Origin of the sequence: Gilliamella sp. W8136, assembly GCF_016101285.1 — a bacterium.
Classification (GTDB): Bacteria; Pseudomonadota; Gammaproteobacteria; order Enterobacterales; family Orbaceae; genus Gilliamella; species Gilliamella apicola_N.
Map to the genome: position 1 here is coordinate 33880 of NZ_JACFQU010000013.1, position 13347 is coordinate 47226.

At 34.5% G+C, this 13347-nt stretch carries 14 protein-coding genes; 5 read left to right on the forward strand and 9 right to left on the reverse strand.

Annotated features, from left to right (window positions below):
- Window positions 1-29: 29 nt before the first annotated feature.
- The 8 genes from H3T96_RS09795 to H3T96_RS09830 all read right to left on the reverse strand — a co-directional run bounded on the left by H3T96_RS09795 (window position 30) and on the right by H3T96_RS09830 (window position 8517).
- A complete protein-coding gene (locus H3T96_RS09795; RefSeq protein WP_186279188.1) occupies window positions 30-929 on the reverse strand; it encodes a heme biosynthesis HemY N-terminal domain-containing protein in 900 nt (299 codons plus the stop codon).
- Window positions 930-939: 10 nt separating this feature from the next.
- Complete coding sequence (locus tag H3T96_RS09800; protein WP_186279189.1) at window positions 940-2394, reverse strand: uroporphyrinogen-III C-methyltransferase; 1455 nt, start codon at window positions 2392-2394, stop codon at window positions 940-942.
- A gap of 225 nt (window positions 2395-2619) precedes the next feature.
- Entirely contained in the window at window positions 2620-3348 is a 729-nt protein-coding gene (locus tag H3T96_RS09805) for a uroporphyrinogen-III synthase (protein ID WP_144090990.1), read from the reverse strand.
- Entirely contained in the window at window positions 3345-4265 is a 921-nt protein-coding gene (gene hemC / locus H3T96_RS09810; protein ID WP_144090992.1) for a hydroxymethylbilane synthase, read from the reverse strand. The genes H3T96_RS09805 and hemC overlap by 4 nt, the downstream gene beginning before the upstream one ends.
- A 126-nt stretch (window positions 4266-4391) precedes the next feature.
- On the reverse strand, window positions 4392-5759 hold the full coding sequence (gene purB, locus H3T96_RS09815; protein WP_144090994.1) for an adenylosuccinate lyase: 1368 nt from the start codon (window positions 5757-5759) through the stop codon (window positions 4392-4394).
- Window positions 5760-5806: 47 nt separating this feature from the next.
- Window positions 5807-6454 (reverse strand): high frequency lysogenization protein HflD, encoded by a 648-nt coding sequence (gene hflD / locus H3T96_RS09820; protein WP_039129884.1) that lies wholly within the window; start codon window positions 6452-6454, stop codon window positions 5807-5809.
- Window position 6455: 1 nt separating this feature from the next.
- A complete protein-coding gene (gene mnmA, locus H3T96_RS09825) occupies window positions 6456-7574 on the reverse strand; it encodes a tRNA 2-thiouridine(34) synthase MnmA (RefSeq protein ID WP_086326074.1) in 1119 nt (372 codons plus the stop codon).
- A 256-nt stretch (window positions 7575-7830) separates the two neighbouring features.
- Complete coding sequence (locus tag H3T96_RS09830) at window positions 7831-8517, reverse strand: LexA family transcriptional regulator (protein WP_039130589.1); 687 nt, start codon at window positions 8515-8517, stop codon at window positions 7831-7833.
- 151 nt (window positions 8518-8668) lie between these two features.
- On the opposite strand from H3T96_RS09830, the gene H3T96_RS09835 reads away from it, so the two are divergent.
- Complete coding sequence (locus tag H3T96_RS09835; RefSeq protein ID WP_086326076.1) at window positions 8669-8893, forward strand: helix-turn-helix domain-containing protein; 225 nt, start codon at window positions 8669-8671, stop codon at window positions 8891-8893.
- 69 nt (window positions 8894-8962) lie between these two features.
- Here H3T96_RS09835 and tpiA read toward each other — a convergent pair whose 3' ends face one another.
- Window positions 8963-9727 (reverse strand): triose-phosphate isomerase, encoded by a 765-nt coding sequence (gene tpiA, locus H3T96_RS09840; protein ID WP_065738883.1) that lies wholly within the window; start codon window positions 9725-9727, stop codon window positions 8963-8965.
- Between the two features lie 100 nt (window positions 9728-9827).
- Here tpiA and zapB point away from each other — a divergent pair, with 100 nt between their 5' ends.
- The 4 genes from zapB to H3T96_RS09860 all read left to right on the forward strand — a co-directional run bounded on the left by zapB (window position 9828) and on the right by H3T96_RS09860 (window position 13316).
- Window positions 9828-10073, forward strand: coding sequence for a cell division protein ZapB (gene zapB / locus H3T96_RS09845; protein WP_065738884.1), 246 nt, complete (start codon window positions 9828-9830; stop codon window positions 10071-10073).
- Between the two features lie 76 nt (window positions 10074-10149).
- Window positions 10150-11454: a DUF2868 domain-containing protein gene (locus tag H3T96_RS09850; RefSeq protein ID WP_144090996.1), complete on the forward strand. Its 1305-nt coding sequence runs from the start codon at window positions 10150-10152 to the stop codon at window positions 11452-11454.
- A gap of 1 nt (window position 11455) precedes the next feature.
- The gene (locus H3T96_RS09855; RefSeq protein WP_086326080.1) at window positions 11456-12814 is read left to right on the forward strand and encodes a DUF3482 domain-containing protein; all 1359 of its coding nucleotides are present in this window, start codon (window positions 11456-11458) and stop codon (window positions 12812-12814) included.
- Window positions 12762-13316 carry a C40 family peptidase gene (locus H3T96_RS09860; RefSeq protein WP_086326081.1) on the forward strand — a complete coding sequence of 185 codons (555 nt, stop codon included), beginning with the start codon at window positions 12762-12764 and terminating at the stop codon, window positions 13314-13316. Before H3T96_RS09855 ends, H3T96_RS09860 begins: the two co-directional genes overlap by 53 nt.
- Window positions 13317-13347 lie beyond the last annotated feature (31 nt).

The window sequence follows — 13347 nt, forward strand, 5'->3', positions numbered from 1 at the left end:
AAAAAAGACAGGGCAAACGCCCTGTTTTTTTATGTTCTTTCTTTCAATTCTAATTTGTTAATTGTTCTGAGGATTTTATCTGCTTCAGCCGTTTGCCCTAATTGATTAAGATAATTTGCCATCGCTCTTTTATAGGCAACATTATTAACAATCGCCTTAGGTTGTGAATTCCACCATTTTATTAAGGCTAATGGATCATTATCGGTTGATAATTGCTTGATACGACTTACATAGGCAACTTGTTTAAATTGGTCTAATTGCGACTCACTAAATGCTTCTGCTTTATACATAGCTGGCATAAGGTCAATGATTGCTTGATAATCTTGTGTATCATAATAGATTTGATCAGCAAGCCTTAACACTTCTGGATTACGAGGTTTCTCATTTAATAAAGTTTCAATTGTTGCTCGTGCTGCATCATATTCACGGTTTTTAATTTGCAAACGGATTTGCACTAACTGAAAAGCAAATAATTCGTTCGGTTGACAATGTTTAGCTGCTTGTTCTAACGATTGATTAGCTGGAATTATTTCATCATTGTCAATTTGCGTTTGGGCAGCAAGTAAGAACGATAAAGCTGTATTGGTTGAGGCTTTGGCACTCTTCATAAAAAATTTACTGGCTTGTTTATAATCCCCTTCAAGTAATGAAAGCTGTGCTTGCTCAAGTCGTTTAGCTGATTTTCTAGGTGATTTTGAGCGCAACCAGTTGCCCAACATTGTTTTGGAATTAAAGATTTTCTCAAAGAACCAATAGCAAATGTATAAACAAAGTAAACCCAGTAATTCTAAGATCACAAAGGATATAAATGACATACTGATTTTATAATTGGCGACCTCAAAAACGGCTGAGCCTTGATGACCTTGTAATAATGGCCCTAGAAAAAATCCACCCACTAGCACTAAGAAAATAATTAATATTTTAAGCATCATTATTCTCCTATTTTGCCAACATTAAATGAACACGAGTTTGCATCAGTTTTTCTAACTCACTGGTACTTTCGAGTTTGTTAGGTACAGATTGGTCACTAATCGATTGGTTGAGCAAATTGTCAAGGTCATTTAAGAAAGCTTTAACGCTTGGTGCGTTACTATCAAAATAAGCACTCACCCAAAGTAAAGCATCACTAAGTGCTCTTTGATAGATTAAATCTTGATGTCGAGGTACTGCTTGAGCAGCAATTAAAAGACGAAAACGAATATTTTCTCGAAGATAAAGTGATTGTTCTAACGTCAATGGTTCTTTAAAAATTTGGCATCTAAGCATCTGTTTTTCATCTAAGCCTGCTTTAGACAAACAGGTTTTGAAGTTATTTTCTTTTTCGTCGAGGTTTTCGATGGTAATGAATTTAGCCATAAAGTTTTTTGTATTCGTCATTAAATTACTGGACCAATCTGAAATTGACGAAGTAATACTTTGCTTATCATTATGATCCTTATCAGAATCAGCTTCTGAATTCACGCCTTGCGCACTGGTCGTATGGGTATTTGATGGTTCTGTTTGGGTTGAGGCAATGGCATCATCATGTTGCGTCATGCCTAAATCTATTTGTTTATAATTACCAACTAAGGGAAGTTCATTGAGTGATTCTGAAAGTCCAACCAAATTCATGATAATGCCATCATAATCAATAAAACTCACCTGAGACAGTGAATTAATATCTTCAGTAATTGCTTGTCTTGCCGGTATTAAACTCGGATCATTTGCTTGTGCAAGACTTGCATCAGCATTTTTTAACAATAACCGAGCGGTCGCATAATCTTGCTCATTCCAGATTTTTCTTCCAGCTAAATGTACTAAATAATTAGCTTGAGAAATTAGCCAGACGTTGTAATTTGCTGCCGACATGGACGATAAGCGTTCATTAAGGTTATAAATATTTTGCTCATTGAGTTTTGATGCATCATTAATCTGATTAGTTAATTGTTGTTGTGCTTTTTGTTGTTCAGTCAATTGATCATCAACTCGTTGCTCTAATGTTGCAAACTGTTGATTCTGTTTGTTTACCGCTTGCGTAATATTGTTTTGTAAATCGTGAATAATACTATCTTTGGTGGTTTGCTTTAAATTAGCTAATTCAGTTTGTAAACTAGCAATCGTCTTTTTTTGGTTTTCAACTTGTGTATGACCGTGATAAAAAACAAAACCTCCAAGACCAAGAGTTAGCGCAATAGCTAAAAGGGATAGTTTTGATACAGGTGCTTTATTGACATTATTAGATGATGCAACTTTTTTTTCAACTGTTGGACTAGATTGGGCGGTTGTTGATGTTCTATTATCTTCTTTCATAGTCTTTTTCGCTTTATCTAAAGTAGTGATAGTGGAAGATTGGCTAAATGAAGAGGTGCTGATGGTAGAAAGTGTGGCATTGGCACCATAATATCGTAATGGCATAACTGACCTCATTTAGCATTGATATAATTAACAATATTATGACATAGAGTCATTATAGTTTTAAATAAAATTTGCTATTTGAATTAACAAACGACCATAATAACTTTTTTTAGCCTTGCTTTGCTATTACTTTCAATATATTAAAATTTTATTCGACAAAATTTTTTTAAAAATAATTATCCTTGCCATTTAAGCGATAAGCATTTTTCAACTCTATTAGGTTTATTATAACGAGGCAGGGAAGTGTTGTTTTACAGCATTAAAAATAGTTTGATTATCCGCACTTTTTACCAATAACACATTTTGCCATGTTAACTCTTTAGCTTTTGTAAAAATTCTTTGGCTGGTTACCAGTAAATAACTTTGCTTTTTGTGTTCATCACTGCTATAGGATTCAAGTTGGTTTAGGTGTTCAATACTGGTAATAATAATGAGTTGTTGTGAGATATGCTCAGATAAGATATCAGGTTGATAGGTTATGGGAGAGCGAGAATAACACTCAATCAATTTTACTTTGGCTTGGCGAGACCTTAGCGTTTGTGCCAGTAATGGTCGACCTGAATTACCACATAAGATTAAAATATTTCGTTGTTTTACTGATTGTTGTTGAAGTAACACTAATAATCCTTCACTGTCTTCTCTATCAGGATAATTAACTTCAACTTCAGTGAATTGCTTAAATAATTGTGCAGATTTTTTGCCTATTGCAAAATAACTAATGTTTTTTGGCAAGGTCAAATGGGTAAAACACTGATTAATGGCATGAGTTACTTGGGGGGAAACCACTATCACGATATCTTGGGGTAATAGCTGGTTTAACTGATGCTGTAACTGTAGAATGTCACGACCTTGTGAAATTTTAAAAAATGGCAAATGTTGCGCAGGTAGATTGGCTTGGTTAAATAACTCACTTAATTTTTCACCTTCCGGAGAGGGTCTGGTTACAAAAATCATGCGTCTAATAATTCCGTTAAAATTAAATCTGCACCTTGATTTAATAACTGTTTAGCAAGCTTTTCACCTAAAGATTCGGCTTCGTTTATAAAACCTGTTATCTGTTGTTTAATTATTTTCGAACCGTCTACACGACCCACCAGACCTTGTAACGTTAATTCATCATTATTCAGCCGGCAATAACCCGCAATAGGTACTTGGCATCCACCTTGTAAAGCGTTATTCATTGCTCTTTCGGCTTGGATACAAACTCGACTTTTTTTATCGTCAAGAACTGAAATAATGTCCAATATTTGTTTATCGTCAGTGCGACTTTCAATACCAATTGCGCCTTGTCCAACAGCGGGCAACATTAAATCTGTACCTATGTATTGAGTTATTCTATGTTCTAAAGATAAACGTTTTAAACCGACTGACGCCAGAATTATGGCATCATATTGCCCATCATCCAATTTATTGAGGCGTGTGCCTACATTACCTCGAAGATCTTTAATTATTAAATGGGGATAATGACTGCGCAACTGACATTGGCGCCGTAAACTTGATGTACCAACAATCGCACCTTCAGGTAAATCATTTAGACTGGCATATTTATTAGCAACAAAGGCATCTCGAACCTCATCTCTTTGGCAAATTGCTGCTAGCATCAAACCCTCAGGGAACTGAGCGGGAATGTCTTTGATTGAGTGAACCGCAATATCTGCTTCATTATTTAATATTGCTTGTTCTAACTGTTTAACAAAAAGACCTTTTCCGCCAATTTTTGATAATGGACTATCAAGTATAATATCACCTTGAGTCACCATTGGAATAAGTTCAACCGTTAAATCTTTATGTGCTAATAATAGATTTTGTTTAACGAAATTAGCTTGCCATAACGCTAATGGGCTTTTCCTTGTTGCAATACGAATCTTCAATTCATTTTCCTAATTTTATAAATGAGGCTTTTTGTTTGGTTAATTTGTTATTTTTATAGCACTAAGGATAATTATTGATAATCAATCCTTAGCACAGTTGTTGTTATACTTTATGATCAGTAAACATTATAACTTATCGACAAAACTGGTCGCAAAACCAATATAATTAGCAGGTGTTAACTGTTTTAAACGTGCTTTTTCTTCCTCAGGTAAATCCAACGATTCAATAAACAGTTGCATACCTTGAGCATCGACACGTTTGCCGCGAGTTAGCTCTTTTAATTTTTCGTATGGTTTTTCAATCCCATAACGGCGCATCACAGTTTGTATCGGTTCAGCTAACACTTCCCAATTACGATTAAGTTCTTCAAGCAAATAGCTTTGATTTACTTCAAGTTTATTTAATCCTTTTAACGTTGATTGATAAGCAATAACGGCATAACCAATCCCAACACCTAGATTGCGTAAAACGGTTGAATCGGTAAGATCACGTTGCCAACGAGAAATTGGTAATTTACTACCTAAATGGTTCATGATCGCGTTAGCAATGCCTAAGTTACCTTCTGAATTTTCAAAATCTATTGGATTGACTTTATGTGGCATTGTTGATGAACCAATTTCACCAGCAACGGTTTTTTGTTTAAAATGATTTAATGAAATATAGCCCCATACATCCCGATCGAAGTCAATTACAATGGTATTGTAACGGGCAACACAATCAAAAAACTCGGCAATATAGTCATGTGGTTCAATTTGTGTGGTATAAGGATTCCATTCTAATCCTAATGAGCAAACAAATTCTTCACTCAATTTATGCCAGTCCACTTGTGGATAAGCAACCATATGTGCATTGTAATTTCCTGTTGCACCATTAATTTTACCTAAAATCTCAATCGATTGGAGTTGTTTAAATTGACGTTGCAGACGATAAGCAACATTGGCGAACTCTTTACCAATTGTAGATGGTGTTGCCGGTTGTCCATGTGTTCTGGAAAGTAACGGTAAATCTCGATACTCTTTTGCTTGTGAAGTAATTTTATCAATTAGTTGTTGCCAATAGGGTAGTAAGACCGTTTCTCTGGCTGTTTTTAGCATCAACGCATGCGATAAATTGTTAATATCTTCGGATGTGCATGCAAAATGGATAAATTCATTGATAGCATGCAGTTCTTCGTTACTACTGACTTTTTCTTTTAAAAAATATTCAACCGCTTTCACATCGTGATTGGTGGTTCTTTCTATCTCTTTAATTCGCTTCGCATCTTGCTCATTAAAGTTTTCAATGATTTGATTAAGGTGCTCAGTAGCTAATTGGCTTAATGCTGGAACTTCAGGAATATTTTCTTGAGATGCTAATTTTTGTAACCAACGGACTTCAACTTGAACACGGTATTTTAATAAACCATATTCGCTAAAAATGGTACGTAATTGTGTTGTTTTCTCTCCATAACGGCCATCAATAGGCGAAAGGGCAGTAAGTGCAGATAATTCCATCGGTTTAACTCCGTTACTATTTTGAAATATCGAATATAAAATATACGTTAATAAGGTGTATTAATTGTTTGTAATAGCTGTTGCGCTGCATCACAAATACGTTTGCGCTGAAACAAAAACTGTAAACGACTACCACCGACTTGATACCATAGGATGGCCGATCGAATACAGCCCAAAAGTGCAGTTCTGACTTTAGCCTGCACAAAAGCATTCTGTAGAAATTTGGCTTTACCCGTTATCTGTATTTTGGTGGATATAGGGCTGACAATATCAGAATAAATTCCAGCTAATGAATAGGATAAATCTTCAATATTATCACCAATTGTTTCATCACTTAAATCAGGATAAAGACTGGTAATGTGTTTTAATCGTTGATCTATCTTACTTAGTGAATCATTATTTTTTAGTAATTTACTGGTTATATTTAGAGAACTAAAAACATAACGCATTATTTCCATCTGTTCTTTTTGTCCAGATGAAAGTAGCTCAATCAGTGTTTGTAACCCAATTTTAATGTTGTAAATACCATTATAAACATCTAATGTTGTGTTGGGTGAGGTGATAAATACACTTTTTATCGAGCGTTCGTATAATGTACTATTACAGATTCCTGAATTAGCTAATTGCGGAATTAATAATGCACTTTGCGCAACACCTGCAAGTGCAATAGCAATATGATGATACTTGCTGTCCATTTTACAACTCCTGTCTACCTATGATTCGCTCTTCAATGATGCCGCCACCAAGACATACTTCTCCTTGATAAAATACGGCTGATTGTCCTGGCGTTACTGCAGCAACAGGATGAGTAAATATCACTTCAATTTTATCTTCTGATAAAGGATTAACTTGGCAAGCGATATCTTGCTGACGATAACGTGTTTTAACGGTACATGTAAAAGGTTTGCTGACAACTTGACGATCAACCCAATGTAATTGGCTAGCAATTAATCCATCAGAAAATAATGCAGGATGGTCATGTCCTTGTGCAACAATCAATTCATTATTTTGTAAATCTTTATCTACCACATACCAAGGTGTATCATCAGCTTGTTTTAAACCACCAATCCCTAAGCCTTTACGCTGTCCTAATGTGTGATACATAAGTCCATGGTGCTTTCCAATTATTTCACCATCTACCGTGCGAATTGCTCCCCCCTTTGCAGGTAAATAGCGCGCTAAAAAGTCACTGAATTTTCGTTCTCCAATAAAACAGATACCTGTAGAATCTTTTTTAGCCGCCGTTGCTAAACCTAATTGTTGGGCGATTTCACGTACTTTCGGTTTTTCCAGTTCACCTACTGGAAATAAGCTTTGCTTAATTTGAGCTTCACTTAGAGTGTAAAGAAAATAACTTTGGTCTTTATTGTTATCCACACCTCGCAATAATTCAACTTTGCCATTACTTTCACGTTTGCGTACATAATGACCTGTTGCGATATAATCTGCACCAAGATCTTCTGCTGCATATTCAAGAAAGGCTTTAAATTTGATCTCTTTATTACATAAGATATCTGGATTTGGCGTGCGACCTGCTTTATATTCAGATAAAAAATGTTCAAAAACATTATCCCAATATTCAGCAGCAAAATTGATAGTGTGTAATTTGATATTCAATTTATCACAAACGGCTTGAGCATCGGCTAAATCGACTGATGCGGAACAATACTCTTCGGTATCATCTTCTTCCCAATTTTTCATAAATAAGCCAACAACATGGTAACCTTGTTGCTGTAATAGATAAGCTGAAACAGATGAGTCAACGCCGCCAGACATGCCGACAACAACTTTTTTGGGTGTATTTACATTTGACATAATAACAAAATAGTAGACTTAAGGATTATGATAATTTTACCATACCTCAATTAAAAAGCATAAAGTTATACCCACAACAGTTTATTTAATCGTGACTGTTTTTTGCTAAAACATAGGGTAACCTCAAACATTTTTACATTTTTTTAAACTGATTTTAAAGTTTATATGAGAGAAAAAAACGAATTAATAATTTTTTTTATAACTCAGTCGAGTAATTAGCGACTGAGTTATTAAGATATTATATATACCTTTTTTATTAAAAATCCTTTAATAAATAGATGACATGCCCAATGATTTCGAAATTCTGTGGCGAGTTTTTATCAATCAGAAGCGTTGGGTACTTAGGATTATCACACAATAAAGCTAAATTAGTTCCTTGGTTTTGTATTCGTTTAACACAAATTTGGTCATCATATTGCACAGCATAAAGATAACCATCAATCGGTTTACAATATGCTTTATTAATGATCAAAATATCATGGTTGGATATAGTCGGATCCATACTGTCACCTTTAGCCCAAATTGCAGTCAAATCCTCAGTTTTACAACCTTGATTTTTAATCAAGTTTACTTCAAAAGGGATAGAATCAATTCGTGATAATGGATTGACATTTTTATTTAGGTCATGAAAAGGAATACGAATTGATTCTGTCGCTATAGAATCGCTAAGTAAACGACATTCTCCTTTTCCTGTCGCTAACCATTCAATAGGTACATCACATTTTTGGGCAATAATTGCTAATCGATTTAAAGATGGATAGGTTTTACCAGATAAATAATCTCGAATTACAGCTTCTGACATGCCAACTTTTTTGGCAAAAGCATTACCGGATAGTCCTTCTAATAATAAAGTTAATCTATTTTTAAAATTTATTACGCCAGTTTTTGTTAAAATGCTCGTTTTTTCGTGCTCACTGAGCGTTTTAAAGTTGTTTTCTTTCATTTTTTATTCCATTTTACAGATTTTTTTTGTTTTTATGGTTTTGTTTCGTTTTTTTATGTGTTATTCTTTTTATGGTAACATTTTACCACTTAGTATTGTAATGCCGATAATCATTACAATAGCAAAGAATTAACCTGAAGAGGATCTCATAATGAGCGAACAAGATCAAGATTGGTCACCATCAAGAGTTGTCGGTGAAATTAAAATTAGAGGTGGAAACTTAAGAGCACTATCAAGATCAAGTGGCTTACAAGCTGATACTTTGAGAAATGCTTTATATCGACATTGTCCTAAATATGAAAGAATTATTGCTGAATATTTACAAGTTTCTGTTGAGACTATTTGGCCTTCACGTTATAACATTCAAGTAAAATAATTATTTTTGATACTACATCAATTTAAATTCTTCTTTCAAAAAAATGACGCCTTTTCAGGCGTCACTATTTTATTTTTTTGCTTGTTCTGCTGCTCGAACAATTGCTGCAAAAGCATCTGCTTTAAGTGATGCACCACCCACTAAAGCACCATCAATATCTGGTTGTGTAAATAATTCTGCTGCATTTTTATCATTTACTGAACCGCCATATTGAATAATAACTTGTTCTGCAACTTTAGCATCTTGTTTTGCAATATGATCACGGATGAATTTATGAACCGCTTGAGCTTGGGCTGGAGTCGCAGATTTGCCAGTACCAATAGCCCAAACAGGCTCATAAGCAATTACTGCGCCGTTGAATGCTTCAACACCTAATGCATTTATTACAGCATCAATTTGGCGTGCGCATACTGATTGAGTTTGACCCGCTTCATTTTCAGCTTCAGTTTCACCGATACAAAGAACCGGTACTAAACCAGATTCTTTTAATACACCAAATTTTTTGGCAATAAACTCATCTGACTCTTTGTGGTAAGTACGACGTTCTGAATGGCCGATAATTACATGAGTGACGCCCACTTCTTTTAACATTGTCGCTGATACTTCACCTGTATAAGCGCCAGACAAGTTAACATCTACATCTTGGGCACCTAAAATAATATTAGAACCACCTAATTGATGTTTAACAAAGTCTAAATAAACTACTGGTGGGGCAATAGCAATATCACACGCTGCTTCTGTTGATAGTTCTTTTCTTAAACCCTCAACTAAATTTTTAGCCATATCTATACTACCATTGAGTTTCCAGTTACCCATAACGAGAGGTTTTCGCATAATTTTCTCCAACTTAAGTTTTAAAAAGGTGTTGATTTTAGAATGAATTCGTTATAATGATAAGTATTATACATCAAATAATTTGAGCTTGAGGAAAAATATGACATTAGAAATTTTAAATCAGTTAGAAAATAAAATTCAGCATACTGTTAATACTATTACAACATTACAAAACGAAATTGCGACTTTAAAACAAGGCAATCAAGAATTAGAACAGTTGATCAATGACAGTTCAGACGAAATGAAAGCGTTACGCGAAGAAAATGAAAAGCTCAAACAAGATCAACAAGTTTGGCAGCAACGTATCCAAACTTTATTAACCAAAATAGGTGAAATAACACAATAAATCACGCTATTTATAAATGCGGCTTATCTTGCGATTGTTTTTTATTTCATTAATAGAATTGTGAAAATTAACTATAATGCGAGAAGAGTTAAAATCGTTGTGGATTGCTCAGACTATTCATCTAATTGAAAAAGAATCTGGGCGATTTGCTGATCAAGATATTAATCGACAAGTAAGAGTGGCTCAAACGTCACTGGTTAATCGTATCGTTATGCGTGCGGTCATGCTATCAAAACAAAATGGTTTGTATGCAGCGCAAAAAAATTTATTAAGAGCAATAAACCTTTCCTTTCTCATATTTATTTTTCTTTCTATTATTTGTGGTGCATCATTGGCTTTTAGTACATTAAGTCAAAATCCAATTAATTTGTATTGGGCACTTTTTAGTTTACTAGGTCTTCATTTAGTCACTTTATTTATCTGGTTAGTCTCTTCTTTTTTGTTTACTAATTTAGGTGGTAGCTTTTTAGTTTATTGCTGGTTATGGTTAGCAAAAAAGTTCTCCCAAAAAAAGACGGTACAACAGCTTATTCCAGCTTTTATTGAGTTATTTGGTGGGCGTATTCGTTGGTTAATTGGATTTGTACTTAATCTTTTTTGGACAGTAATTTTAAGTAGTGCCTTAATAGTGCTTATTGCCTTATTTTCAACAAAACATTATAGTTTTCAATGGAAAACAACATTACTTAGCTCAGATACAATTATTAGCTTAACTCATTATTTAGGTTGGTTACCCTCAAAAATAGGGTTTATGATTCCTGATGATAATATTATCAGATTAAGTGAACACGCGCTAAATGCTGGAGAAATACGTTTTGCTTGGGCAATTTGGTTGCTCGGTGTTTTCATCGTTTATGGTTTAGTGATTCGATTTTTATGTATGATAATTTGCGGGATTAATTGGTTGGTAAGTTGTCGACGAATTAAATTCAATACCCAACATCCCGATTATCAATTATTAGCCAATGATCTACAACCTATATTGTTTCATGTTGAAGATGAAGATAATAAAGATAACGTTAAATTTGAACAATTAATTTCGCATTTGACTCAAGAGGGAATAGGTACTTTCTTGGTGGCAATTGATGTGCAAGAAAAGTGGAATCCACCCAATTCAGTAACCTTTTTAGGTTTTTTAAATACCCGTGAACAGCGCCGTAAAATTCTTGACTATTTACAATTAACACCTGCTAAAAAGTTATTAATCGCGATTGATACGGATAGGGCTCCCGATCGGGGTATGTTAAATTTAATTAATCAACTGACAAGTAAATCGCAACAAAGTCGGATTTGGTTTATCAATCAAGGCAAACAATTTAATAATTGGCAAGCGTTATCGTTACAATCTGCTTTACCAACGTGGTTAGGCGAGGAATTTTAACATGTTAACGACATTGAAATTAGCTGTGGTTGGGCATGCAAATGTAGGAAAAACATCATTATTACGCACTTTAATCCGTAATAGTAACTTTGGTGATGTATCAGATAAACCAGGTACAACAAGACATGTCGAATCAATTACCTTACCTGTCGATAATCAAAACACCATTATTTTTTATGATACACCAGGTTTAGAAGATAGTTTGGCACTGTATGATTACATCGATCAATTAACACCTGCTAATAATAAACTTGATGGTATTGATAAATTAACATTTTTCTTACACAGCCCAGAAGCCGAAAATACTTTTGATCAAGAAGCTAAAGTAATCAGACAATTATTGAAAAGTGATGCAGCTATCTATGTAATCGATGTGCGAGAGCCAATTTTAGATAAGTATCATGATGAATTAGCTATATTAGCCAGTGGAGCCAAACCGATATTGGCGGTATTAAATTTTACCGCGAGTATGCAACAAAATGAAAATGAATGGAAAATATTACTTTCTCGTATCGGTATTCATGCTATCATACGGTTCGACGCAATCGTGCCGCCCATAGATGGTGAAGAACGATTGTATAAAAGTTTATCTTTGCTAATTGAGCCAGCAAAATTGATTTTAGATCAATGGTTAACTAAAATTACGCAAATGCGTGAAACTCGCAATAAAAAGGCTAATTTGATTATTGCTAAAGCTTTAGTTGATGTAACAGCTTTTTACAAAATGGCCAAATCTGATGATAAACAAGCCATCGTTGATATGCAAAATCAAGTAAGAAAGCGAGAACAGTTGGCAATAAATGAGCTGTTAAAACTCTTTGAGTTTAATTCAGCTTTAGAAAGTGAAGAATGTTTGCCTTTGTTAAAAGGTCGTTATAATGCAGATCTATTTAATATAGATGCCCTAACCACAATGGGCATGCATTTGACGAAAGGTTTTGTGTCAGGTGCTACAATTGGTGCAAGTATTGATTTAGTTACCGGAGGCATTACGCTTGGTTCTGCAACGCTCATTGGCGGTGCGGTCGGTAGTTTGGTGCAAACAGCCAAGCATTATGGTTCTAGAATGCGATATCAGCTTTCTGGTTATAATAAATTAAGTGTTGATGATGTTATTATTTGTTACCTTTCTTTACGACTTGTTAGTCTAAAAGAGAGTTTAAATCATCGCAGCCATGCGAACACTTGTCCCATTAAATTGTCTAAGCTAGAGACTCAAGAATGGAAAAAAGGCGTTTTACCTAAAAGTTTGAAAGTAGCAAGGCGTTATTCGCATTGGTCGACGTTAAATAAAGGAACAAAAAGAAATGACAAAAAAAGACAATCGACAATTGAAAATGTTGCCGAACAACTTTTTTAGTATAAAAAAGCGTTTTTTCATAACATTGCTGTTTTCTATGTTTATGTCATTTGGTTGTAGCAGTACGACAACCGCTACTGTGAATACGAGTTATAGTACTAAATCAGCAAAAGTGACTAAACAAGATGCTCAGATGTTAGCCAAAATTGATTCCCATTATAAAAAATGGTACAAGACGCCCTATCGTTATGGTGGTATGACTTTAGCTGGTAGTGATTGTTCTGGTTTGGTTGTTAATTTTTTCAAAAATAAACTTTCTAAAACTGTACCAAGAAGTACTGCTGAGCAAGCTCAATTAGGTTATAAAGTGACTAAACCTAAACCAGGTGATTTAGTATTTTTCAAAACAGGCCGAGGCGGTAGCGGCTTACATGTCGGCATTTATTATGCAGATGGTAAATTTTTACACGCTTCAACATCAAAAGGTGTAATTTATTCAAATTTGAATGATGACTACTGGAAAAAACGTTACTGGATGACGCGACGAGTGACTGGCAGTTAATTTAGAAACCTGCTTGTCTATTTATTAGACT

Excerpts from the sequence above, each read along its gene's own strand:
- H3T96_RS09805 (WP_144090990.1), bottom strand. The coding sequence starts at position 3,348 with ATGATTTTTGTAACCAGACCCTCTCCGGAAGGTGAAAAATTAAGTGAG.
- H3T96_RS09795 (WP_186279188.1), bottom strand. The coding sequence starts at position 929 with ATGCTTAAAATATTAATTATTTTCTTAGTGCTAGTGGGTGGATTTTTT.
- purB (WP_144090994.1), bottom strand. The coding sequence starts at position 5,759 with ATGGAATTATCTGCACTTACTGCCCTTTCGCCTATTGATGGCCGTTAT.
- H3T96_RS09860 (WP_086326081.1), top strand. The coding sequence starts at position 12,762 with ATGACAAAAAAAGACAATCGACAATTGAAAATGTTGCCGAACAACTTT.
- H3T96_RS09800 (WP_186279189.1), bottom strand. The coding sequence starts at position 2,394 with ATGCCATTACGATATTATGGTGCCAATGCCACACTTTCTACCATCAGC.
- H3T96_RS09835 (WP_086326076.1), top strand. The coding sequence starts at position 8,669 with ATGAGCGAACAAGATCAAGATTGGTCACCATCAAGAGTTGTCGGTGAA.
- H3T96_RS09855 (WP_086326080.1), top strand. The coding sequence starts at position 11,456 with ATGTTAACGACATTGAAATTAGCTGTGGTTGGGCATGCAAATGTAGGA.
- hflD (WP_039129884.1), bottom strand. The coding sequence starts at position 6,454 with ATGGACAGCAAGTATCATCATATTGCTATTGCACTTGCAGGTGTTGCG.
- tpiA (WP_065738883.1), bottom strand. The coding sequence starts at position 9,727 with ATGCGAAAACCTCTCGTTATGGGTAACTGGAAACTCAATGGTAGTATA.
- zapB (WP_065738884.1), top strand. The coding sequence starts at position 9,828 with ATGACATTAGAAATTTTAAATCAGTTAGAAAATAAAATTCAGCATACT.
- H3T96_RS09830 (WP_039130589.1), bottom strand. The coding sequence starts at position 8,517 with ATGAAAGAAAACAACTTTAAAACGCTCAGTGAGCACGAAAAAACGAGC.
- H3T96_RS09850 (WP_144090996.1), top strand. The coding sequence starts at position 10,150 with ATGCGAGAAGAGTTAAAATCGTTGTGGATTGCTCAGACTATTCATCTA.
- mnmA (WP_086326074.1), bottom strand. The coding sequence starts at position 7,574 with ATGTCAAATGTAAATACACCCAAAAAAGTTGTTGTCGGCATGTCTGGC.